Source organism: Dactylosporangium vinaceum, assembly GCF_019904175.1.
Lineage (GTDB): Bacteria > Actinomycetota > Actinomycetes > Mycobacteriales > Micromonosporaceae > Dactylosporangium > Dactylosporangium vinaceum.
Window position 1 is genome coordinate 8,821,371 of the sequence record NZ_CP061913.1, and the last position, 23,384, is coordinate 8,844,754.

Below are 23,384 nucleotides of genomic sequence, written 5' to 3' on the forward strand. Positions count from 1 at the left end.
TTCGGCGCGAAGCCCGACGCCAGCAGCGTGACCCCGTCGCCCGGGCGCATCGTGATGCTGCCCGAGCCCAGGTTGCTCTGCAGCGCGCTCGCCGCGTTGAGGTCCGGCGGCCACGTCGGCGTCGGCGGGAACGACGGCCGGGCCGCGGTCGTCGCCGACACCGCGGCCGAGTCCCTGCCGTGCAGGCCGTTGGCGACGACGTCGACGGTGTAGTCGGCGCCGATCGGCACGAACATCGTGCACCGGGTCGCCGTCGGCGAGGTCGTCACGCAGCGGCCGTTGCCGGACCGCGAGGTCGCGGTGAAGTGGCTGATGCCGGTGCCGGCGGTCGCGGGCAGCGACCACTTCACGACCAGGCCGCTGTGCCGCGCCGTGACCCTCACGTTCTGCGGCACGCTCGGGGCCGCGCTCGGGTACACCGCCGTGCTCGGCGCGCTCGGCAGCGAGTCGCCGAGCGAACCGTGCGCGACGACCGTGAAGGTGTACGCCAGCCCGTCGGTGAGCCCGGTGACAGTGCACGTGGTCGCCCCCGTCGTGGAGCAGGTGAGCCCGCCCGGCGTCGAGGTCACGGTGTAGCCGGTGACCGCCGGCCCGCCCGTGCCCGGCGTCCAGCTCACCGTGGCCTGGCCGGTGCCCGGCGTCGCGGTCACCGCAACCGGGCCGGCCGGGGCGACGCCGTTGGGGTCGAACGGCGGGGCCGGGACGACCGTGTTGGAGGGGGCGCTCGCCGCCGAGTCGCCGCCGGCCGAGTGCGCGACAACGGTGAAGGTGTACGCCACCCCGTTCGTCAGCCCGCCGACGTCGCACGTGGTGCCGGTGGTCGTGTCGCAGGTGAACCCGCCCGGTGCCGCGGTGACCGTGTAGCCGGTGACAGCGGGCCCGCCGGCCGGCGCGGTCCAGCTGACAGTGGCCGTGCCGGTGCCCGCGACCGCCGTGACCGCCGTCGGGACGCTCGCCGTGCTGCTCAGCGGCGTGACGGCCGAGCTGAACGTCCCGGCACCGGCCGTGCCCGGGTTCACCGAGCTGATCGCCCGGACCACGAAGCGGTAGCTGCGGCCGTTGGTCAGGCCGGTCACCGTGCACGAGGTGCCGGTGGTGGTGCAGGTCTGACCGTCCTCGGAGATGACCTCGTAGTGGTCGATGCCGCCGCCGGTGACGAGCGGCACCGACCAGCTCACGGTGGCCGAGCCGTTGCCGGGCACCACATTCACCGCGCCGACCGGGCCGGGCAGGTCGGCCCCGGGCGAGACCGCGGCCGACGGGTCACTGGCGCTCGACGAGCCGGTCGCACCGGTGCCGTTGGCCACGACGGTGAACGTGTAGGACGCCCCGTTGGTCAGGCCGGTCACCGTGCAGGTGCGCCCGGTGGTGGTGCAGCTCGCCCCGCCCGGAGCGGCGGTGACGGTGTAGACGTCCAGGCCGGCACCGGTGTTCGTCGGCACGTCCCAGCTGACGGTGGCCGCGCCGTTGCCGGGCGAGGCTGTCACGTTGTCCGGCCGGCCGGGCGGGCCGGGCACGACCGGCCCGGTGGTGGCCGGGTTCGACGCGCCGCCGGTGCCGTTGGCCACGACGCCGAACGTCACCGGGTCGCCCGGGTTGAGGCCGGTGATCGTGCAGCTGAGCCCGGTCGTGGTGCAGCTCTGGCCGCCGGGCGTCGCGGTCACGGTGTAGTAGGTGACGGCCGGCGTGTTCGGGTTGGCCGCGTTCCAGGACACGGTCGCGCCGAACGCGGCCGGGGTCGCGGTGGCGCCGGACGGCGTGCGCGGCGCGCCCGGCACCGTCGCCGGCGCGGCCGCGGGTGCGGAGGTGCCGGACGGCCCGGTGGCGACCACGGTGACGGTGTACGCCGTGCCGTTGGTCAGGCCGGTGATGGTGCAGTGCGTCGCGCCCGTCGTCGTGCAGGACGCCCCGCCCGGCTCGGCCGTGGCCGTGTACCCGGTGGCGGCGGCGCCGCCCGCGACGGGGGTGCCCGCGGTCCAGTTGACCACGATCTGCCCGTCGCCCGAGTTCGCGGTGGCCGCGGCCGGGGCCGGCGGCGGACCGGTGACGGCCGGGGCCGACGGCGCGCTCGGGGCCGACTGCCCGCCCGGCCCGGTGGCGACGGCGACGAACGTGTATGGCGTGCCGTCGGTCAGGCCCGTGAGGCTGCACGAGTCCGCGCCGGCGCCCGCGGTGCAGGTGGACCCGCCCGGGCTGGCCGTGACGGTGTAGCCGGTGACGCCGTCGCCGACCACGGCCGGCTCGGTCCAGCTGACGGTCACGGTCCCGGAGCTCGCGCCCGGCGCCGCGGCCACGTCGGTCGGTGCGGCCGGGACGCCGGCGCTCGGCGCCACCGTGGCCGACGGCGCACTCGGGTCGGAGGCGCCGCCGTTGCCGAGGGCCCAGACCGAGACGCTGTAGGAGGTGCCGTTGTCCAGGTTGTCGATGACGCAGCTGGTGCCCGCGGTCTCGCAGTCCGCGCCGCCCGGGTAGGCGACCGCGCGGTAGCGCTGCACGCCGGCCCGGCGGACCGACGGCGCCGTCCAGGAGACGCTTACCTGGCCGTTGCCGACGGTGGCGGTGACGTCCGTCGGGGGCTCGGGCGGGCCGGGCGTGGCCGCGGCCGTGATCGAGCCGGTGGAGTCCCCGCCGGCGCCGTTCGCCACGACGGTGAAGGTGTAGGCCGTGCCGTTGGTCAGGCCGGTGACCGTGCACGTGGTCGTCGCGGTGGTGCAGGTGGCGCCGCCGGGCGACGCGGCCACCGTGTAACCGGTGGCGGCCGGCCCGCCGACCGGCGCGGCCCAGCTCACCGCGGCGGTGGTGTCGCCCGGGACGACCGCCGCCCCGGTCGGCGCGGCAGGCGGACCGGGGATCACCGGGGCGGTGACGCCGGTCGCCGAGACGCCGGTGCCGCCGACGCCGACCGCGACCACCGAGAAGGTGTACGCGGTGCCGTTCACCAGCCCGCCGACGGTGCAGCTGGCGCCGACGCTGGTGCAGGTGGCCCCGTCCGGGGAGGCGGTCACGGTGTACTGCACGATCCCGGCGCCCTGGTTCGCGGGCGCGGTCCAGGACACGTCGGCGGTGCCGTCACCGGCGACCGCTGTGACGTCCGTGGGCGCGGCCGGCGGCCCCGGGGTCACGGCGACCGACGCGACGCTCGCGACCGAGTCCCCGCTCACGCCGTTGGCCACGACGGTGAACGTGTAGCCGGTGCCGCCGGTCAGGCCGGTCACGGTGCAGGTGGTCCCGGTCGCCGCGGTGCAGGTGGCCCCGCCGGGCGACGCCGTGACCGTGTAGCCGGTCACGCCCGCGCCGAGCTGCGTCGGGGCCAGCCAGGTGACGGTGGCCGCGCCGCTGCCCGGGGTCGCCACCACCGCGGTCGGCGCTCCGGGCGGGCCGGGCACCGCGCCGCCCGACGAGTACGCCGCAGCGGAGCTGCCCGTGCCGCCGGCGCCGACCGCGACCACGCCGAACGTGTAGGCGGTGCCGTCGGTGAGCCCGGTGACCGTGCACTGGTTGACGCTCGTGGTGCAGGTCGCCCCGCCCGGTGCGGCGGTCACGGCGTAGTTGTAGACGGCGGCTCCGGCGGCCGGCGGCGCCCACGCCACCAGGGCCTGGCCGCTGCCCGGGGTCGCCACGACGGCGGTCGGCGGGTTCGGCGGGCCGGGGATCACCGCGTTGGAGACGGCCGACGGGGCCGACGAGCCGACCGCGCCGGCGCCGACCGCGGCGACGGTGAACGTGTACGACGCCCCTGGCGTCAGCCCGTTGACGGTGCAGGACAGGCCGCCGGTGGTGCAGGTGGCCCCGCCGGGGGTGGCCGTGGCCGCGTAGTGGTCGACGGACGAGCCGCCGGCCGGCGCGGTCCAGGTGACGGTGGCGCTCGTGTTGCCGGCCACGGCACTCGCGGTGCCGGGGACGCCGGGCGGGCCCGGGTTCACGGCGCCGGTGACGCCGGCCGCCGAGACGCCGGTGCCGCCGACGCCGACCGCGACCACCGAGAAGGTGTACGCGGTGCTGTTGTCCAGCCCGCTGACCGTGCACCCGGCCGCGCTCACGGCGACGCAGAACGCGCCGCCGGGCGATGCGGTGACCAGGTAGTGGTCGATGCCGGCGCCCGCGTTGACCGGCGCGGTCCAGCTCACCAGGGCCGTACCGTTACCGGCGGCGGCACTGACGCCGGTCGGCGCGTCCGGCGGCCCGACGAGGACCGCGGCGGTCGGTGCGGACGGCGGCGCGTCGCCGCCGAGGCCGCTCGCCTGCACGGTGAACGTGTAGCCGGTGCCGGCGGTGAGCCCGGCGACGGTGCACGAGGTGCCGGTCGTGGTGCAGGTGAGCCCGCCCGGATCGGCGGTCACCGTGTAACCGGTGACGCCGGAGCGCAGGATGCCCGGCGGCAGCCACGACACCGTGACGCTGCCGTCGCCGGCGACCGCTGTCACGCCGCTGACGGCGTCCGGCGGGCCGGGCGTGATCGGCGCGGTCGGCAGGGTCGGCAGCGAAGACCCGGTGCCGGCCGGGCCGGCCGCGCTCACCACGAAGGTGTACGGCACCCCGTTCGTCAGGTTGTGCACGGTGCAGGTGGTGGCGCTCGTCGCGCATGTCGCTCCGCCCGGGGCGGCCGTCACGAGGTAGTGGTCGACCGCCCCGCCGGTGTTGGCCGCCGCGGTCCACGACACCGTCGCGCTCGCGTCGCCGCCGGCCGCCGTGACCCCGCTCGGCGCGCCGGGCGGTCCGGGGCTGACGGGGCTCGACGGATCGCTGGCGGCCGACAGGCCACCGGGGCCGGCCGCCGTGACGGTGAACGTGTAGGCGGTGCCGGGCGCGAGCCCGGGGACGGTGCACGAGGTGTCCGCGGCCGACAGCGTGGCGCACAGCGCGCCGCCCGGCGAGGCGGTCACGGTGTAGCCGGTGATCCCGGCGCCCACGCTGCCCGGCGCGGTCCAGGACACGACGGCCGCGCGGTCCCCGGCGGTGGCGCTCACCGCGGTCGGGGCGCCCGGGGCGCCCGTCACGCCGCCGGCCGGGGTGCTGGGCGGGGAGTCACCGGTGCCGGTGGTGCCATGAGCGACGACCTCGAAGGTGTACGCCACCCCGTCGGTCAGCCCCGTGATGGTGCACGAGGTCGCCGGGGTGCTGCAGGACGCGCCACCGGGCGTCGCGGTCGCCGTGTAGTGGTCGATCCCGGCGCCCGAGCCGGCCGGCGCGGTCCACGACACCGTGGCCTGGCCGCTGCCCGCCGCGACGGTGACGGCGGTCGGCGCGCCGGGCGGCCCGGGCGCGACGGTGTTCGACGGGTCGCTGGCCGGCGAGCTGCCGCCGGCGCCGTCGGCCGCCACGGTGAACGTGTAGCCGGTGCCGGGGGTCAGCCCGAGCACGACGCACGACGTGTCGGCCGGCGACAGCGTGACGCAGGAGGCTCCGCCGGGTGAGGCGGTCACCGTGTACCCGGTCACGCCCCCGCGCACGGTCACCGGAGCGGTCCAGGCGACGGTGGCGGTCTGGTTGCCCGCGACGGCGTTCACGGCCGTCGGCGGGTCGGGCGCGGTCGCCGGGGACAGCGAGCCGGCGACGCTGGGCAGCGAGTCACCGGTGCCGCTGGAGCCGACCGCGACGACCGTGAACAGGTAGCCGACCGTGGCCGTCAGGCCCGTGACGGTGCACGTGGTGTCGGCCGCGGTGGCCGTGCTGCAGGTGGCGCCGCCGGGCGAGGCGGTCACGACGTAATGGTCGATCCCGGCGCCGGCGTTGACCGGGGCGGTCCAGGTGATCACCGCGTCGGTGCCGCCCTGCGGGGTGACCGAGACGCCGGTCGGCGCGCCGGGCGGGCCGGCCGTCACCGGATTGCTCGGCGCGCTCGCGGTGCCGAGCCCGCCGGCACCGGTGGCCGTGACGGTGAACGTGTAGGCCGTGCCGCCGAGCAGACCGTTCACGGTGCAGGACAGGCCGGTGGTGACGCACGTGGCCCCGCCCGGGCTCGCGGTGACCACGTAGCCGGTGACGCCGGCCCGCGGGTCGGTGGGCGCGGTCCAGGACACGGCGGCCGAGTGGGAGCCGGCAACGGCGGTGGCAGTGCCGGGCGCGCCGGGCGCGCCCGGGGTCACGGCCGCGGACGGGTCGCTGGCGATCGACGAGCCGGTGGCGCCGACGCCGTTGGCCACGGCGGTGAAGGTGTACGCCGTCCCGTCGCTCAGGCCGCTGACGGTGCACGTGGTGAGGATCGTGGTGCAGGTGGCGCCGCCCGGGGAGGCGGTCACGGTGTAGCCGGCGACCCCGGCGCCGGTGCCGGCCGGCGCGGTCCACGACACCACGGCGCCGCCGCTGCCGGGCGCCGCGGTCACCGCGGTCGGCGCGTCCGGCGGGCCGGGGCGCACCTGGCTCGACGGGCCGCCGGCCGGCGAGGATCCGCCGGGTCCGGTGGCGACGACGGCGAACGTGTACGCCGTCCCGGCGGTCAGGCCGGTGACGGTGCACGACACGCCGCTGCTGGTGCATGTCGCACCGCCCGGCGCGGCGGTCACGGTGTAGTTCGTGACGCCGGCCCGGGTGGTGAGCGGCGCGGTCCAGGTGACTGTCGCGGCGGCGCTGCCGGGCGTGGCGACGATGAGCGTGGGCGCGTCCGGCGGGCCGGAGACGGCGGCCCCCGAGGTCGCCGGGGCCGAGGTGCCGGACGAGCCGGTGCCGTTGGTGACGACCGCGAAGGTGTACGCCACCCCGTTGCCCAGTCCGGAGACGGTGCAGCTGGTCGTGGCGGTGGTGCAGGTGGCGCCGCCGGGCGTGGCGGTCACGGTGTAGCCGGCGATCCCGGCGCCGGTGTTGCCCGGCGCGGTCCACGACACCGTGGCGCTGCCGTTGCCGCCGGCCACGGTGACGCCGGTCGGCGCGCCGGGCGGCCCGGGCGTCATCGCCGGCGACGGGCTGCTCGCCGGCGACGTGCCGCCGGGGCCGGCCGCGGTGGCCGTGAACGTGTAGGCGGTGCCGCTGAGCAGGCCCGGCACCGAGCACGAGGTGGTGGTCGTGGTGCAGGTGGCGCCGCCCGGGGAGGCGGTCACGGTGTAGGCGCTCACGCCGGCGCGGACGTTGGCCGGTGCGGTCCACGAGACCGTGGCCGCGCCGCTGCCCGGGGCCGCGGTGACCGCGGTCGGCGCGTCCGGCGGGCCGGGCTGGACACCGGCGGCGACGCTGGGCAGCGAGTCGCCTGTCGCCCCGATCCCGTTGGCGACGACCGTCACCTGGTAGGTCGTGCCGTTGGTGAGGCCGGTCAGGATGCAGGTGCGGGTGACCACGCCGGCGACGCAGGTGGCGCCGCCGGGCGCCGCGGTCACCGTGTAGCCGGCGATCCCGGCGCCGGTGTTGCCCGGCGCGGCCCAGGCCACGGTCGCGGTGGTGTTGCCGCCGGTGACTGTCACGGCGGTCGGCGGGGCCGGCGGGCCGGGCGTCACCGCTGTCGTGCTCGCGCCGGGCGACGCGCCCCCGGGCCCGTTGGCCACGACGGTGAACGTGTAGGGGGTGCCGCCGGTCAGGCCGGTGACGGCGCAGGCCAGGCCGCTGGTGGTGCAGGTGGCGCCGCCGGGGCTCGCGGTCACCGTGTAGCCGGTGACGCCGGCCCGCACGATGAGCGGCCCGAGCCAGGAGACGTCGACCGAACCGTTGCCGGCGGTGGCGGCCACGAGCGTCGGCGCGTCCGGCGCACCGGGCGTGGCCGGGCCGGTGTACCCGGCCGCAGAGGCGCCGGTGCTGCCGGTGCCGACCGCGACCACGGCGACGGTGTACGTCACCCCCGCGGTCAGGCCCGTGATGGTGCACGCGGTGCCGACGGCACTGCAGGTTGCCCCGCCCGGTGCGGCGGTGGCGGTGTAGTGGTCGATGCCCGCGCCCACGTTCGCCGGCGCGGTCCACGACACGGCCAGAGTGCCGTTGCCACCGGTCGCGGTGACGGCGGTCGGCGCGCCGGGTGGGCCGGGCGTCACCGGGCTCGACGCGGCGCCGGTCGACGAGCCGCCGGGGCCGTTCGCGACGACCGTGAACGTGTATGCGGTACCGCTGACGAGCCCGGCGACGGTGCACCCGGTGGTGGCCGTCGTGCAGCTGGCCCCGCCGGGCGAGGCGGTCACGGTGTAGTTGCTCAGCCCGGCCCGGGTGGTGCCGGGCGCGGTCCACGCGACGGCGGCGATGCCGGCGCCCGGAGTGGCGGTGACGGCCGTCGGGGCGTCGGGCGCGCCGGGCGTGCTCGCGGCCGACGGGTCGCTGGCCGGTGACGAGCCGGTGCTGCCGGTGCCGTTGGCGACGACGGTGAACGTGTACGGCGTCCCGGCGGTCAGGCCGCCGACGGTGCAGCCGGTGAGGGCGGTGGTGCAGGTGGCGCCGCCGGGGCTCGCGGTCACCGTGTAGATGGCGATGCCGGCGCCGCGGTTGACCGGCGCGGTCCACGACACGGTCGCGGCGGTGCCGCCGGGCGTGGCGGTGACGGCGGTCGGGGCGCCGGGCGGCCCGGGCGTCACCGCTGTCGTGGTGGTGCCGGTCGACGAGCCGCCGGGGCCGTTGGCGACAACGGTGACGGTGTAGGGCGTGCCGCCGGTCAGGCCGGTGATGGTGCAGCCGGTGAGGGCGGTGGTGCAGCTCGCGCCGCCCGGCGCTGCGGTCGCGGTGTAGCCGCTGACCCCGGCCCGCTGCACGAGCGGGGGGACCCAGCCCACGCTGACGGCGCCGTTGCCGGGCGTGGCGACGACGAGCGTCGGCGCGTCGGGTGCGCCCGGCGCGACGAGCGCGGTCGGGAGGCTCGCGGCCGAGTCGCCGGTGCCCGCGACGCCGTTGGCGACGACCTGGAAGGTGTACCCCACCCCGTCGGTCAGCCCCGGGACGGTGCACGAGGTGCCGCTGGTGGTGCAGGTCGCCCCGCCCGGGGCCGCGGTGACGGTGTAGTGGTCGATGCCGCCGCCCGGGTTGGCCGGCGCGGTCCACGACACCGTCGCCGAGCCCGGTCCGGCCACCGCGCCGGCACCGGTCGGCGAGCCGGGCGGGCCGGGCTTGACGGCTGTCACGGTGGTGGCCGTGGCCGAGGAGCCGCCGGTGCCGGTGGCCACGACGCCGAACGTGTACGCGGTGCCGAGGACGAGCCCGGTGACGGTGCACGAGGTGGTGACGGTGGTGCAGGTGGCGCCGCCGGGCGAGGCGGTCACCGTGTAGCCGGTGATCCCGGCCCGGGTCACGGCCGGGGCGGTCCAGGACACCACCGCGCTGCGGGCACCGGGCGTCGCGCTGACCGCCGTGGGCGCGTCGGGGGCGCCGGGGATCACGGGAGTGCTCGGGGTGCTCGGCACCGACTGGCCGGTCCCGCCCAGGCCGACGGCGACGACCGCGACGGTGTACTGCGTGCCGTCGTCGAGGCCGGTGATGGTGCACGACTGCTGCTGCAGGTTGACCGTGACGCAGGCGTTCAGGCCCGGCGTGGCCGTGGCGATGTACGCGGTGACCAGGTTGCCGGACAGGATCGGCGGGGTCCAGGAGACGGTGATCGCGCCGTTGAGCGCGGTGGCCTGGACGCCGGTCGGCGCGCCGGGCGGGCCGACGCTCGTGCCGGCCGACGTCTGCGTGGCCGGCGACGCGCCGCCGGGGCCGGTGGCGACGACCGAGAAGGTGTACGCCGTGCCCGCGCTCAGCCCCGTGACGGTGCACGAGGTGCCGCTGGTGGTGCAGGTCGCGCCGCCGGGCGAGGCGGTCACCGTGTAGCCGGTGATCCCGGCCCGCTGGATCAGCGGCGCGGTCCACGACACGGTCGCGGCACCGATGCCCGGGGCCGCGCCGACGAGCAGCGGCGCGTCCGGCGGGCCGGGCACCACGATGCTCGAGGCGAGGCTCGGCAGCGAGTTGCCGCTGCTGCCGGCGCCGTAGGCGACGACGGTGAACGCGTAGCCGGTGCCGTTGGCCAGTCCGCCGACCACGCAGCCGGTGCCGGTCGTGGTGCAGCCGGCGCCGCCCGGCGCGGCGGTCACCGTGTAGTGGTCGATGCCGGCGCCGGTCGTGGCGGGCGCGGTCCAGGAGACGGTGGCCGATCCGTCACCGGCGACGGCCGTCACGCCGGTCGGCAGGCTGGGCGGGCCGGGGCGCACCGAGTTCGACGCGGCGCTGGCCGCCGACGGGCCGGAGATGCTGGTGGCGACGACCGTGAACGTGTACGCCGTGCCGGGGCTCAGCAGCGCCACCGTGCACGACGTACCGGTGGTGACGCAGGTGCCACCGCCCGGCGACGCGGTCACGGTGTAGCCGGTGATGCCGGATCCGGGGCTGGCCGGCGCGGTCCACGACACGGTCGCGGCGGCGTTGCCGGGCGCCGCGGTGACGGCGGTCGGCGCACCGGGCGGCCCGGGGACGAACGCGGCCGACGGCTGGCTGGCGACCGAGTTGCCGGTCAGCCCGACCCCGACCGCGACGACCGTCACCGTGTAGCTGGTGGTCGGCAGCAGGCTCAGGATCGTGCAGCTGGTGTCGGTGGCGGTGAGCGTCGCGCAGGGCAGCAGGCCCGGGCTCGCGTAGGCCACGTAGTGGTCGATGCCCGCGCCGGCGAAGGCCGGGGGCGTCCAGTTGACGGTGGCGGTCAGAAACCCGGGGGTGACGGTGACGTTCGTCGGTGCGCCGGGCGGGCCGGGGGTCACGGCGCCGGTGACGGCCGCCGCCGAGGTGCCGGTGTTGCCCAGGCCGACGGCGACGACCGAGAACGTGTAGGCGGTGCCGCTCGTCAGGCCGGTCACGGTGCAGGTGAGCAGGGTGCCGGTGCAGGTCTGGCCGCCGGGGCTGGCGGTCGCCCGGAAGTAGTCGATGCCGGCGCCGCCGTTGAGCGGGCCGAGCCACGAGACCTGGGCCGAGTTCGCGAGGGCCACGGCGGCGACGGACAGCGGCGCGCTCGGCGGCCCGATGTTGACAGGCGGTGAGGCGGCGCTGGCCAGTGAGGTCCCGGCGCCGTTGACGGCGGTCGCGGTGACCTGGAACGAGTACGAGCCGCCCGGGGTCAGGCCGCCGACCGTGCACGAGGTGCCGGTCGTGGTGCAGGTCTGCGCGCCCAGGACGGTCGTCACGGTGTAGTACGCGATGCCGGCGCCGGCATTGCTCGGGGCGGTCCAGGTGACCACGGCCTGCTGGTTGCCGGAGGTCGCGATGACGCCGGTGGGCACGCCGGGCGGGTTGGGCGGGTCGACGACGGTGACCGTGCCGGCCGCGGTCGGGGCCGAGGTGCCGCCGACGCCGGTGGCCGTGAGCGTGACGACCCAGCTGCCGGCCGGGACGTTCGCGATGCTGCACGTCAGCGCGGCCGAGGTGCACGTCTTGACGGTGGCGCCCATGGTCGCGGTGAGCGTGTAGCCGCTGGCGCCGAGCGAGCCGAGCCAGGTCGCCGAGATCGCGTTGACGCCGCCCGCCACGGTGAGGACCGTGGGGGCGGCGGGGGCGGCCTCGATGTGCCCGACGCCACCGCCGGGCGGTGGCGTCGCGGCCCTGGTGACGGTGGCGGCCGGCGATGGCTGCGCGGCCCTCACGGTGCCGGTCGAGGGCTTGGTCACGGCCTTTGTCACGGGCTTGGTCACGGTGGTGCCCGGGGCCGCGGCGGTGCTCGCAGTGGTGCTCGCGGTGAAGGCCTTCGGCGGCGCCGGGACGGCCTTGGCGGGCACCGGCTTCGATGCCGCGGCCGCCTTGGCCGCGACCGGCTTCGATACCGTGGGCCTGGCGGCCGCGGGCTTGCTCGATGCGCCGGCCGCCGGGGCGGTGGCGGGCCGCGAGGCCTTGGCCGCAGCGGCGGCCGGACCCCTACTTGCATCGACGGTGGTCTTCGCCTCCGCGCGATGAGCAAGGGCCAGCAACACGAACCCGATGCCGACAGCGATGAACGAACCCAGCATGACGGTCCGCCGCATCGCGATGTGCTCGCCTGCAGCCATTCCGGCGCACCTTTCCTCCGGCTCTCACCCCGGAGCATCACCCATTCGAGATGATGTAGGTGCAGATATTTACGCGCTCAATCGTCCGACGAAACCTTGCCCGATCGCGTGGCGCGGCCGGGCCGATCGATGCGCGCGAGCCGTCCGGCCTAGTGCAGGTCGGCCGGTGCCGGTGCCGGCTGCGGTGCCGCCGCGAGTGCCTCCGCCCGCTCGCGTTCGGCCCTGGTGTACTCGACCCGGCTCATCGCGGCCCGCAGGATCGGCGGGCCCATCACGGAGGTGACGACGGCGATGAGCACCACCACGGTGTAGGTCGCGATGGAGAGCACCCCCAGCCGCAGGCCCGTGGTGGCCACGACCACCTCGACCACGCCGCGGGAGTTCATCCCCGCGCCGAGGGCGATGGACTCCCAGTGCGACAGCCGGCTGCCGCGCCCGCCGGCGTAGGCGCCGACGAACTTGCCGATGATGGCGATGGCCAGCAGCGAGACGCCGGCCACCAGCACCTTGGGGTCCCCGAGCGCGGTCATGTCGATGCGCAGGCCGGCGGTGGCCAGGAAGACGGGCGCGAGCACCGACAGCACGACCGTCCGCAGCGGGGCCAGATCGGTCCACAGCGGGCGGCCGGGCCTCGCGTCGAGCTCGCCCGGCCGCTCGCGGGTCCGCCCGATGAGGATGCCGGCGATGAACGCCCCGAAGAGCGCCTCCATGCCCATCGCCTGCGTCGCGGCCGCGCCGCCCAGGATCAGCACGACGGCGACCGTCATCCGCACCCCGCCCTCGCTGGAGCGGGCGGCGAGCTGCATGGCGTACTTCACCAACGGGCGGCCGACCACCAGCGCGGCGGCGAGGAAGCCCAGGAGGTATGCGACCGACAGCACCACCGAGCCGCCGCTGACACCGGTGGTGGCGGCGGCCGCGACGACGGAGAGCAGGAACCAGCCGATGGCGTCGTCGAACGAGCCCGCCGCCAGGGTCAGCTGGCCGATGTCGCGGTGCAGCAGGTTCATGTCGGCAAGCGTCTTGGCGATGACCGGGATGGCCGTCACGCACATGGCGACGCCGAGGAACAGCGCGAACACCCAGCGGTCGGTCCTGCCGGTCAGCAGCGCGGCCGGCACGACGAACCCGGCGGCCAGGCCGAGCGCGAGCGGCAGCAGCAGCCCGGACAGGCTGACCTTCAGGCCGGTCAGCCCGCGCCGGCGGATCATCGCGGTGTCGAGCTGCGCGCCGGTGACACCGACGAGCAGCAGCACGCCGACCTGGCCGACGGCGTCGACGAGGTGCAGCTGGCCGGCGTCGTTCGGAAACACCCACTGCATGGCGCCGGGCGCGAGGTTGCCGACCAGGGACGGGCCCAGGATCACGCCGGTGAGGAGCTCACCGACGAGCGCGGGCAGTTTGCACTTGACCGCGAGCCGGCCGAGGAGCAGCGCGACAAGCAGGAGCAGCGCGATCTGTACGAGAAATATCAGCAGACTGTGGGCCGGGAGGCTGGGCAGCGGATTCGTCAACTGTCTTCCCCTTCGTAGTGGAGACGCACGAGCCCACGTTGGCCAGCCCTATCGACCTTTGTCCATCCCCTACGTGGCCCCTGAGTAGGGATATTGCGGCGAATGGGTGGCATATCTCCGGCCTCCCCGGCGATCCTGACGCCGTCGTCGCCGGGCAGTAGGGGAGTCCCCGCTCCCCCTGCCGCCGCGATTCGCCGCGCGGGCGCGCGGGGCCCGGCCCCACCGCGAGCGCGGCCGTACGATCGTGACGGTGCCGCACGACCCGCACCCGGCCGCCCGCGGCGCCGAGCACGCGCCGGCGGTGCGCGACGGCCTTTCCCGTCAACTGTCTTCGGTTTGGAGGCGCTCGTGGTGCCCGACCCCGCGACCGGCACGCCCCTTGTCGACCCGCCGCCCCGGTCGATGAACACCGTGGCCCGGCTCCACGGCGTCCGCGACATCCGGGTGGCCACCGAGCCCGCGCCGGTGCCCGGGCCGGGCGAGAGCCTCGTGGAGGTGACGGCGGTCGGGCTGTGCGGGTCCGACCTGCACTGGTATGCGGAAGGCGGCATCGGCGACGCCCGCATCGCCCACCCCATCGTGGGCGGCCACGAGATGGCCGGCGTGGTCCGCGGCGGCCCGCTGGACGGGGTCCGGGTCGCCGTCGACCCGGCGATCCCGTGCCACCGCTGCGACATGTGCCGGGCCGGGCACCCGAACCTGTGCCGGGAGATCGTCTTCGCCGGGCACGGGCTTCGGGACGGAGGGCTGCAGCGGTACCTCACCTGGCCGACGGAGCGCCTCCACCCCCTGCCGCCGGGGCTCACCGACGCCGACGGCGCGATGCTGGAGCCCCTGGGCGTGGCCGTGCACGCCGTCGACCTCGGCCACATCCCGCTCGGCGCCGACGTCGCCGTCCTGGGCGCCGGCCCCATCGGTCTGCTGCTGATCCAGGTCGCCCGGGCCGCCGGGGCCGCCCGCGTCCTCGCGACCGACCCGCTCCCCCACCGCCGCGACGCCGCTGCCGCCTACGGCGCCGACGTGGTGCTCGACCCGCAGGCCGGCGACTTCACCGCCGGGCTGGCCGCGTTCACCGAGGGCCGCGGCGCCGACGTGGCCTTCGAGATCGCCGGCACCGACCCGGCCATCGCCGCCGCCGTCGAGGTTGTGCGCCCCGGCGGCCGGGTCGTGCTGGGCGGCATCCCGAGCACCGACCAGTCGGCGTTCCCGGCCGCGGCGGCCCGGCGCAAAGGTCTGACGTTCGCGATGGTGCGCCGCATGAAGGAGGTGTACCCGCGGGCCACGGCCCTGGTCACCGGCGGCCGGGTCGACGTCCGCGCCCTGGTGACCCACCGGTATGCGCTCACCGACGCGGCCGAGGCGTTCGCGGTGGCGAACGCCCGGAAGGGCCTCAAAGTGGTAATCGAGCCCGCCGGAGTGTAATGGCGCGGATTCCCAGAGTAATGTTTGTGGCCTTCAGGGTGCAGGAGGCCCTGCCGATAGCGTACTTTGCGCCCGGACCAGGTATGGTTCGCTCGGCGGGGGTTCATCCCAAACGGACTGGATGAGCTCAATTCCGCTTTCAGGAGGAAAGTGTGGCAAGCGGTACTGTCAAGTGGTTCAACTCCGAAAAAGGCTTCGGATTCATCCAGCAGGATGACGGCGGCGCGGACGTTTTCGTCCACTACTCCGCCATCGCCAGCACCGGATACCGGGAGCTGACGGAGGGTCAGAAGGTGGAGTACGAGGTGACGCAGGGCCAGAAGGGTCCGCAGGCGGAGAACGTCCGCGCCCTCTGATTCACCCGGCTCAAAACCCTGAGCGTCGCATTTCCGTGCGGCGCTCCGGTGTTTGCGAGCCCCCAAAGCTTCAGCAGCCGGAGCGATGGCCCCAGTACCTCGGGACCATCGCTCCGGCGTTTGGATGTACAACATAAGCCGTGAATGTCGTGCTGACGGTGCTCTACATCGGCTTCCTCGGCACCGCCGGCTGGGCCGGGTCCGGCCTGCGCGGCCCGCACCGGCCGATCGCCACCTGGGTCGTGTTCGCGACGGTTGCAGTGTTCTCGTTCCTGCAGCTCCTGGCCGCACCGGCGCTGTTCACCGCGCTCCGCCGTGACCGCACCGCCATCGCCGACGGTCAGCTCTGGCGCCTGCTGACATCCGCCGTGGTCCAGGACGGCGGCTGGCCCGGCACCATCTTCAACCTGATCGCCCTGGCCGCGCTCGGCCTGCTCGCCGAGCGGCTGTGGGGCACCCGGCGCTGGCTCGCCCTGGCGCTGTGCGTGCAGCTCCTCGGCGGCCTCTGGGGCCTCGTGGTCCAGCCGGTCGGCGCCGGCACGTCCCTCATCGACTTCGGCCTCGGCGGCGCGCTCGCCACCACCGCCGCCGTCGTGCACCGCAGCCCGCTCGCCGTCGTCTCGCTCGCGGCCGGCTCGGCGCTGCTCCTGCTGGGCGACATCCACGGCGGTGCCGCCCTCGCCGGCGCACTGTTCGCCCTGCTCACCGTGCTCCCCCTCCGGTCTCAGGCGAAGTAGGCCGCGCTCTGGGCGTCCGCGGGGTAGTACGACTCGATGGCGATCTCGTCGAGCGTGATGTCCATCGGGGTGCCGAATGTCGTGATCGTCGAGAAGAGCCGCAGCTCCCGGCCGTCGACACGGATGACCATCGGGATGGCGACGTCGGATTCGATGCCCGGCGGGTCGCCGCCCGGCGCGGGGGCCAGGAGCTCCTCGTAGAGCGCGGTCAGCTCCGGGTCCGGGTTCGTGGCCAGCTGGCGGCCGATCCGGCGGCGGAACAGGGCGCGCACGTCGGCCAGGTTGACGACCAGCCGGGCCAGGCCGCGCGGGTGCAGGCCCAGGCGGACCAGGTTGACCGGCGGCACCAGGAGGTCCGGGTCCACACCGGCCAGGAATCCGTCGAGGGCCCGGTTGGTCATGAGGATGTTCCACCGCCTGTCGAACACGAGCGCCGGATACGGCTCGTGCGCCGCGATCACCCGGCGGACCGCGTCGTGCGCGGCCGACAGCGCGGCGTCGTGCAGCGGGCGCTCCGGGAACCGCGGCGCGAAGCCGGCCGCGAGCAGCAGCCGGTTGCGGTCCCGCAGCGGCACGTGGAGCTGGTCGGCGAGCCGCAGCACCATCGCCGCGCTCGGCTTCGACCGGCCGGTCTCGACCAGGCTGACGTGCCGGGCCGACACGTCGGCGGCGATGGCCAGATCCAGCTGGCTGAGCCCCCGCCGATGGCGCCATTGCCGCAGCAGCTCCCCCACCGTGTACACGGTCCCGAAGCGTACAAAGACCGCCCGCCGACCGCCATGACATGGCAGTTCATCGACATCGCAGCGGCCCGCGGCAACACTGCGTCCATGTCCGACACCGAGAACCGCACACTTGTGCAGCGCGCACTCGCCGGCCTGGTCGAGCGCCGCGACGTCGCCGCCGTCGCCCCGTTCATGCGCGAGGACTTCGTCCATCACCGCCCGGACGGCGACGACTCGACGAAGGCCGAGTGGCTGGCCCGTGTCCAGGCCGCGTTCGGCCCCACCGACGGCATGCGGGTCGAGGTCCTGCACCTGCTGGCCGCCGACGACCACGTGCTCGTCCACTCCCGCCGCCGGCTGCCCGCCCCGGCGACCTCGGCCACCCCGGCCGCCGAGGTGGTGGTCGTGGACATCGTCCGGATCGAGGACGGCCTGATCGCCGAGGTCTGGGAGGTCATCGAGCCCGTCGCCAGCGCCGCCGCCGACCTCGAGTGGTGGGCGATCGGCGCAGCGGCCTGACCGCATCGCCCCGGCCGGGCGAGGTCCGGTCGCCCTGGACTAGCATCGGTCGCGGCGCGGGGGGCCGTGCTGCGAAAGGACCAGGCGGATGGCCGCCGCGCTGCAGGCTGACCCCGTTCGGACCCGAATCACCCGCCCCGGCTCCGGGGCGCGCACCGCCGCGGCCGTGGTCGTCGCCCTGACGCTCGCCGCGCTCGGCGCCGGCTTCGGGGCGCTGCTCGGCTGGCTCGGCGCGCCGGACCTGCCCACCGATGACGTGGCCGCGGCCATCGTGGCGCCGGCCGTGCCGGTCGCCGCCGACGGCACCGCCGCCGTGGTCACCGTCTCCGGCCGGCTGGGCGGACTCTACGACTACGAGCACCCGTCGGGCGCCTGGACCTGGCTGGTCGGCGACGACGACTACACCGCCGGCTCCGTCTGGCTCACCACCCCGGCCGGCGAGGACGGCGCGAGCACCGTCCGCATGATCGGCGACGCCCTCACCGCGCAGGGCTGGCGCGTCACCGACGATCCCGGCACCGGTCAGGTAAGCGCCGTGCACGGACAGCTGACGCTGCGGGTGTACTCCCTCGGCGACGACTCGTCGACGGTCCTCCGGCTGAGCCGCACGCAGCCCGGCCGGGTCTGGCCGCTGGCCGTCCTGGGCTACCTGGCCGGCCTGGCCGCGGGCTGGCTGGGGGGTCGCCGCTTCGCGGGCGGCCCGACCCCGGCCCGGGTCGCCGGCTGGGCCGGCGTGATCCTGCTGCTGCCCGGCACCGCGCTCACCACCGCGGGTCTTGTCCACGACGCGGTCGCCCGGGTGGCGGACGGCACCCCGCCGGCACTGTGGGGCGCCTACCTGTCCTCGGGCGTGCGGCTGCTCTCGACGACCGGCATCGCGCTGCTGGCCGGGGCCGTCGCGCTCGCCGCGTCGGCCCGCGTGGGGCGCTCCGTGAGGAAGCGGCGCTCGTGATAGATGAGGCGGCCGCCCCCGGTACCGATGCCGACGCTCGTCACCGATGCGATGAGCACTGTCGAGGCACCCACCGCAACGCGGTGCAGCGGCACGCAGCGCAGCACCGCCTGCGCCTCCAGGAGCGCCGGCTCGCCGGTCGGCAGGGTCGTCCAGCCCTGCTCGGGAGTGAAGCGCGGCCCGCCGGAGTGGGCGAAGTCGTGGGCCAGGTCGGCGTGTGCGGCGCCGAGCAGGTTCACGACAAGGCTGTCCGCGGCGGTGATGAGCTTGGCCGACGGCGAGTCCATGACCGAGAACGACAGCGCGGGCGGCGCCACGGACACCGAGGCGACGCTGGAGGCGGTCAGCCCGGCCGGGCCGTCGGGACCGGCGACGGAGATGATCGCGACTCCGGTCGGGTAGCCGCGGAAGGCGGCCTTGAACCCGGCGACCAGATCGACCTCGATGTTGACGCTCACCCACAGCAGCCTAAAACCTGCACTGCACTTGAGGTCTAGTCGGGCGTGAACAGACCCTGGATACCGACGATGATCGCGATCACACCGAAGACGGCCAGCAGCAGCGCCACGCCTGTCGGGCCGGCGGTCCCGGAGGTGGGCGGTGGTGAGGAGTGCGGTGGGCCGGGCGGCGAGTGCGGGGCCGCGGTGAGCGAGCGGCGGCCGGTGAGGCGGTCCCAGAGCAGCGCGAGCCCGACCCCGATGCCGACGATCTCGAAGATGAACAGGTGCGGGCCCGTCAGAACGTGGATGAGCAGATACGTCACGCCCATGGCCAGCGCGACGATGCCCACGATCCAGCCGAACGGCGCGACCCGGTCGGCGAAGCGGGCCAGGTCGTCGCCGACCCGCGGTATCCGCCGGAGCAGCGCGATGGCCAGCAGGAACCCGCCGGCGATGTTGGCCAGGTCGAGCAGCAGCGCCAGAATCACGCTCGGGATGCTAGCGGCAGATCGTCTGACACTCCTGCCGAGGCGGGCGGGAGCGGCGGATTCCGGCGCTGCGCCTGAAATTTTCAGCCGGCGGGACACCGGCCACCAGGCTTGCGGCCCACCGGCCGGGACGGCACGGCGAGGGGCGGGCCTGCACCAGGCCCGCCCCTCGCATCGTCCGGGTGGTTCAGTTGGTGACGGGAATCCGCACGGAGTCGAAGGCCGGGATCTCGTTGGCCTTCTGCATCATCGGGATGCGGTGCGAGCCGTCACCGGCCCAGGAGGCGCACTGGGCGGTACCCGTCGTGGGCATGCCCGTCACGTTGATGGTCACGGTGTCCGGGCGGGCGTTGCCGCCCTTGTCCTCGGTCGCCACGAAGAAGGCCGGGGCCACCGTCGGGTCGGGCGCCGAGCGGGTGTCGGCGAGCATCCGGCACGCGGTGTGGAAGTGGCCGCGGGTCAGGCCGTCCGGCGTGAGGAAGGCGCTCTCCAGGTAGTAGCCGCCGGCCGCGGCGCCCAGGAAGCGGTCGCGGACCAGGTTGCGGGTGCTGACCTGGAGCGTGAACGCCTGGCCCACACGCAGCCGCTGCGGGGCCCGGACGATGAGCAGCGTCGGGTTCTTGTCCTGGCTGCTGACCTCACCGAACGCGGTGCTCACGCAGCGCGGGGCGTCCTGGAACCCGGTGTGCGCCTGGAGCCGGCTCTCGCTGCAGTCGTTGCCGAGCGTGTCGAGGGTCGCGTTGTTGCTGCTGCCGGCGGACGGGACGCTCGTGGCGCCGTTGCCGCCGGTGTTGGTCGGGGCCGGGGTCGGGCAGTTCGGGTTGACCCGGCGCCACCGCGGGCGGCCGGAGACCTGGCCGTCGCCGAGGTGGTTGGTGACGTTCTTGCCGTTCTGCTGGCCGCCGCTGAGGTCACCGGCGGTCTGGTCGGTCTTCGGGACCTCACCGGCGGCCGGGTCGGCGCCCTCGGCCGAGGCGGCCGCCGACACTTTCGGGCTGGCCTTCGCGGAGCCGCCGGCGGCGCCGGTGCCCGGGCCCTTCGTCGTGGCGGTCGCGCACGGGGCGCTGCCGGTGGCGGGACGGCGGCGGGTGGCCGCGTCGGAGATCTGGGTCACCGTGAGGCCCGCCACGAAGGCGAGCGCCGCAGCACCGATCGTGATGACTCGTTTGCGCCAGACGGGAGGCTGAGGCCGGTCGTCGATCGAGCGGTCAGGCTCTTCCTCGGACCAGCCCCAGCGCGGTGCTGACCTTCGCTGCATGACGGAACCTCTCTCAGTGTTCTGACCGGCGCTCGGCGCCCGCCGGGGGTTGCGGCGTGACTATGGGGGTGAACCTGATATCCGAATGTCAACTTAGAAGCGATGATTGACCATCGTCAACCGTGCTGGGAATAACTAAGCAACACTAAAGACGCTCGCAAAACTTCGTTATAAATTTCCGAATTTGCGCAGGCCAGGGCCGATGTAGAAAGACAATTAACGACCCGGAAAGGCGATTTTAAGAAAGCGGACTACGGCGTGGTGGCCATGGTTTTGTCCGCGTCCTGGGAATCCGATTCAGCCGGCTCCTCGACATCGGTCGGCGCCGCAGCCGGGGCTGGTGTCCGGCGGTTCTGCAGCACCACGCTGACCACGGCGATCGCGGCGATGAACAGCAGCGCGACGAGGCTCCAGGTCAGATACGAGGTGCCGCCCGCGGGGTCGTCGCCGGCGTCGTCCACCTCCGCGGCCGGTGCGGCGTTTGCGTCGGCACCGCCGTGCGCGGCCGCGTGCCCGCCCTGGCCCGCCGGAGCGGCCTTCAGTGTGAGCGCCGGCGCCGGGGACTCGCCGGGCTGGCCGGTCATCCGCACCTGCGTGCCGTCGGAGTGCTGCAGCGTCACGGCGAACAGCAGCTGCTGCGTCTTCGGCAGCGGGCCGATGGAGAGGAACAGCTCGGTCGTGGCGCCCGGCGGCAGCGCCCGGCCCTCCACGGCGATCCACTTCACCCCGGTCGTGACCTCGGTGATCTGGTACCCGTGCAGGGACTCGAGCGGCTTGTCGACCTGCACGTTCGTCATGGCCGGGGCCCAGTCGTCGACCGACAGCGGGTACACCTCGGCGATCGGGCTGTCCAGCGGCATCTGGACGTCGATCTCGGTGATCGAGGCCGTGCGGCTGTCGTTGGTGACCCGGAACGTCACGTCGGCGCCGTCGCCCTGCACCGCCTCCGTCGGCGTGACCGTCACATCGGCCGCGGCGGGCGCGGCCACGCCGAGGAGGGCCAGAGCACCGGCTCCGGCGATGGCGGCGCGGACGGCCCACCGCGGTCGCCGCCGACTCTGATCCTGGTTGTACTCCACACCGGGTTGTTCGTGTCAGCGCGCCGCAGGGTTCAAAGCGAACGCCAGGAATCTTGATTCATTTCGACCGTTTGGCATCGACGCGGCTCAGGACGGTGCCGGTGATCCGGTTCCAGTCGGTGCGGAACTCGGGCCCGGTGCTGTGCTCGCCCACCCAATACACCGCGTAGCTGGTCAGAATGATGGCGTTGCCCTGCCCGACCACCGCCACGGCGACGTCGGCCGAGCCCGGGTACGTCGGCTCGTAGATCTTGTGCCGCTGGGTCACGAAACCCTTCCAGCCGCCCGAGACGAGCGGGTCGATCGTGATCGACTCGGTGTACCCGGCCTCGGAGGACTCCTTGGCCGGCCCGGCGCTGCGAGAGGCGGTCGGCGGGCACGCCTCCATCGTGTCCTGCAGCGACGTGAACGCCTTCTCCATCGCGGGCGCGTCCTTGTACAGCAGCCCGATCTGCTCGAACGCCTGCGCGCCCTTGTCGCCCTCGTCGGCCAGCACGCCGGTGACCACTGCCGGTGACCCCGGGATGGGCGGCCGGGCGGCGGCCCCCGGGCACAGCTGCATGATGCTGCTCGGCGGCGGGGTCTGCTCGGGGCGCTTCCAGGTCGAGCCGATGTCGGCCGGCTGCAGGACGCCCGCCTGCAGCATCGCGGTGGTGTAGGTGCCACCGCGGGCCGCGTCGCCGTCGTCCGTGCAGCCCGCCAGGGCCAGCGTCACCGCGACGCCACCGAGCGTCAGCAGTCGGAGGGATCTCGTCGCCATCGACACGCGGCCCATCCTGACAGACGCCCGGCGACGGGCGTAAGGGTCACGCACAGCCACCGAATCCCGATTGGTCCTAGGTGCGCCGGACCGGCTCGGGCAGGCTCAAGATCATGCGCCTGCTCCTGCCCCTGCCCAACGACCGCCGGCTGCTGCGCTGGACGATGCTGCTGTGCGGGCTGGTCCTCTACGGCCTGAGCAGCGGCCTGATCCTGCAGGCCGGGCTCGGCGTGGACCCGTGGGACGTGCTGCACCAGGGCCTCGCCCGCACGTTCGGCGGCCAGGTCGGCACCTGGGCGATCCTGGCCAGCGTCGGCGTGCTGGTGCTGTGGCTGCCGCTGCGGGCCCGGTTCGGCGTCGGCACGCTGGCCAACGCCGTGCTCGTCGGGCTGTGCATCAACCTCACCGTGTGGCTGGTGCCGGCGCCGCACCGGCTCGCGTGGCAGGGGGCGATGCTGGTGGCCGCCATTGCGCTGAACGCGTTCGCGACTGGGCTGTACATCGGGGCCGGGTTCGGGCCGGGGCCGCGCGACGGGCTGACGACGGCGGTCGCCGCCCGCGGGCACTCGATCCGGCTCGTCCGGACCGTCGTCGAGGTGACGGTGCTGGCCGTGGGCTGGCTGCTCGGCGGCTCGGTCGGCGTCGGGACCGTGCTCTACGCGGTGGCGATCGGGCCGCTGACCCACCTCACCATTCCGCTGTTCGCGCTCGGGAAGGTCAGGCCGCGCTCGCGTCGTCCTGATCGTCCGCGAACGTGAAAACCTTGTCGAGCCCGGTCATCTCGAACTGCTCGGCGATCACCGGGGGCACCCGCCGCAGCACGTAGCGCACGTCGGCCTGCTGGGCGCGCTGCCAGCCGCCGACGATCACGCCCAGGCCGGAGCTGTCCATGAAGCGCAGGCCGGCCAGGTCCAGTACGACGCCCGCCGGGTGCGGCTCGATGGCGCCGAGGACGGCGGCGCGCAGCTCCGGGGCGGTTTCGTAGTCGACCTCGCCGCTGACGGTGAGCACGACCGTGTCACCGCCGGCCGCGTCGGCCGTGACGGACAGCGATGCCGTATCGCGCTCTTCGCCGATTGTCATCGCGATGGTCTCCGATCTTCTTCCGACGCGTCGTCCCAGCGTACGGCGGCGATCGTGGTCGCGCACGGCAGGCCGAAAGCTTTGTTGTCCTCTGGCAATGGGCGTAGTCTCGGGGTTACGGGACCGGCCACTGATTGGATAT

15 protein-coding genes and 1 pseudogene are annotated in these 23,384 nt (G+C 74.9%); 7 read left to right on the plus strand and 9 right to left on the minus strand.

Annotated elements, in window-relative coordinates:
* Positions 1–479: 479 nt before the first annotated feature.
* Positions 480–11,318, minus strand: a pseudogene (locus Dvina_RS54795) (fibronectin type III domain-containing protein); the annotation flags it as partial.
* Positions 11,319–11,550: 232 nt separating this feature from the next.
* Here Dvina_RS54795 and Dvina_RS39565 point away from each other — a divergent pair.
* The gene (locus Dvina_RS39565) at positions 11,551–11,817 is read left to right on the plus strand and encodes a hypothetical protein (RefSeq protein ID WP_223095034.1); all 267 of its coding nucleotides are present in this window, start codon (positions 11,551–11,553) and stop codon (positions 11,815–11,817) included.
* 241 nt (positions 11,818–12,058) lie between these two features.
* Here Dvina_RS39565 and Dvina_RS39570 read toward each other — a convergent pair whose 3' ends face one another.
* A complete protein-coding gene (locus Dvina_RS39570) occupies positions 12,059–13,423 on the minus strand; it encodes a cation:proton antiporter (protein ID WP_223095036.1) in 1,365 nt (454 codons plus the stop codon).
* Between the two features lie 336 nt (positions 13,424–13,759).
* On the opposite strand from Dvina_RS39570, the gene Dvina_RS39575 reads away from it, so the two are divergent.
* The 3 genes from Dvina_RS39575 (at position 13,760) to Dvina_RS39585 (ending at position 15,938) form a co-directional block, all read left to right on the plus strand.
* Positions 13,760–14,845, plus strand: a complete 1,086-nt coding sequence (locus Dvina_RS39575; RefSeq protein ID WP_246655611.1) for a zinc-dependent alcohol dehydrogenase — start codon at positions 13,760–13,762, stop codon at positions 14,843–14,845.
* Positions 14,846–14,997: 152 nt separating this feature from the next.
* A complete protein-coding gene (locus tag Dvina_RS39580) occupies positions 14,998–15,201 on the plus strand; it encodes a cold-shock protein (protein ID WP_223095038.1) in 204 nt (67 codons plus the stop codon).
* A 140-nt stretch (positions 15,202–15,341) separates the two neighbouring features.
* Complete coding sequence (locus Dvina_RS39585) at positions 15,342–15,938, plus strand: rhomboid family intramembrane serine protease (RefSeq protein WP_223095040.1); 597 nt, start codon at positions 15,342–15,344, stop codon at positions 15,936–15,938.
* On the opposite strand, the gene Dvina_RS39590 is transcribed toward Dvina_RS39585, so the two are convergent.
* The gene (locus Dvina_RS39590; protein ID WP_223095042.1) at positions 15,926–16,681 is read right to left on the minus strand and encodes a helix-turn-helix domain-containing protein; all 756 of its coding nucleotides are present in this window, start codon (positions 16,679–16,681) and stop codon (positions 15,926–15,928) included. The genes Dvina_RS39585 and Dvina_RS39590 overlap by 13 nt on opposite strands.
* A gap of 87 nt (positions 16,682–16,768) precedes the next feature.
* Between Dvina_RS39590 and Dvina_RS39595 the strand changes: the two genes are divergently transcribed.
* Together Dvina_RS39595 and Dvina_RS39600 are read left to right on the plus strand one after the other, a co-directional pair.
* Positions 16,769–17,182 carry a nuclear transport factor 2 family protein gene (locus tag Dvina_RS39595; protein WP_246655612.1) on the plus strand — a complete coding sequence of 138 codons (414 nt, stop codon included), beginning with the start codon at positions 16,769–16,771 and terminating at the stop codon, positions 17,180–17,182.
* Between the two features lie 88 nt (positions 17,183–17,270).
* The gene (locus Dvina_RS39600; protein WP_223095046.1) at positions 17,271–18,134 is read left to right on the plus strand and encodes a hypothetical protein; all 864 of its coding nucleotides are present in this window, start codon (positions 17,271–17,273) and stop codon (positions 18,132–18,134) included.
* Here Dvina_RS39600 and Dvina_RS39605 read toward each other — a convergent pair.
* The 5 genes from Dvina_RS39605 to Dvina_RS39625 all read right to left on the minus strand — a co-directional run bounded on the left by Dvina_RS39605 (position 18,017) and on the right by Dvina_RS39625 (position 22,165).
* Complete coding sequence (locus Dvina_RS39605; RefSeq protein WP_223095048.1) at positions 18,017–18,592, minus strand: flavin reductase family protein; 576 nt, start codon at positions 18,590–18,592, stop codon at positions 18,017–18,019. The two genes, Dvina_RS39600 and Dvina_RS39605, sit on opposite strands and share 118 nt — an antisense overlap.
* A gap of 35 nt (positions 18,593–18,627) precedes the next feature.
* Positions 18,628–19,062 carry a hypothetical protein gene (locus tag Dvina_RS39610; RefSeq protein WP_223095050.1) on the minus strand — a complete coding sequence of 145 codons (435 nt, stop codon included), beginning with the start codon at positions 19,060–19,062 and terminating at the stop codon, positions 18,628–18,630.
* Between the two features lie 187 nt (positions 19,063–19,249).
* Complete coding sequence (locus Dvina_RS39615) at positions 19,250–20,320, minus strand: Pecanex-like protein 1 (RefSeq protein ID WP_223095052.1); 1,071 nt, start codon at positions 20,318–20,320, stop codon at positions 19,250–19,252.
* A gap of 251 nt (positions 20,321–20,571) precedes the next feature.
* On the minus strand, positions 20,572–21,399 hold the full coding sequence (locus tag Dvina_RS39620; RefSeq protein WP_223095054.1) for a DUF1775 domain-containing protein: 828 nt from the start codon (positions 21,397–21,399) through the stop codon (positions 20,572–20,574).
* Positions 21,400–21,457: 58 nt separating this feature from the next.
* Positions 21,458–22,165: a hypothetical protein gene (locus tag Dvina_RS39625; RefSeq protein WP_223095058.1), complete on the minus strand. Its 708-nt coding sequence runs from the start codon at positions 22,163–22,165 to the stop codon at positions 21,458–21,460.
* Positions 22,166–22,272: 107 nt separating this feature from the next.
* Here Dvina_RS39625 and yczE point away from each other — a divergent pair, with 107 nt between their 5' ends.
* Positions 22,273–22,917 carry a membrane protein YczE gene (gene yczE / locus Dvina_RS39630; protein WP_246655613.1) on the plus strand — a complete coding sequence of 215 codons (645 nt, stop codon included), beginning with the start codon at positions 22,273–22,275 and terminating at the stop codon, positions 22,915–22,917.
* Here yczE and Dvina_RS39635 read toward each other — a convergent pair.
* A complete protein-coding gene (locus tag Dvina_RS39635; RefSeq protein ID WP_223095060.1) occupies positions 22,877–23,242 on the minus strand; it encodes an STAS domain-containing protein in 366 nt (121 codons plus the stop codon). The genes yczE and Dvina_RS39635 overlap by 41 nt on opposite strands.
* Positions 23,243–23,384 lie beyond the last annotated feature (142 nt).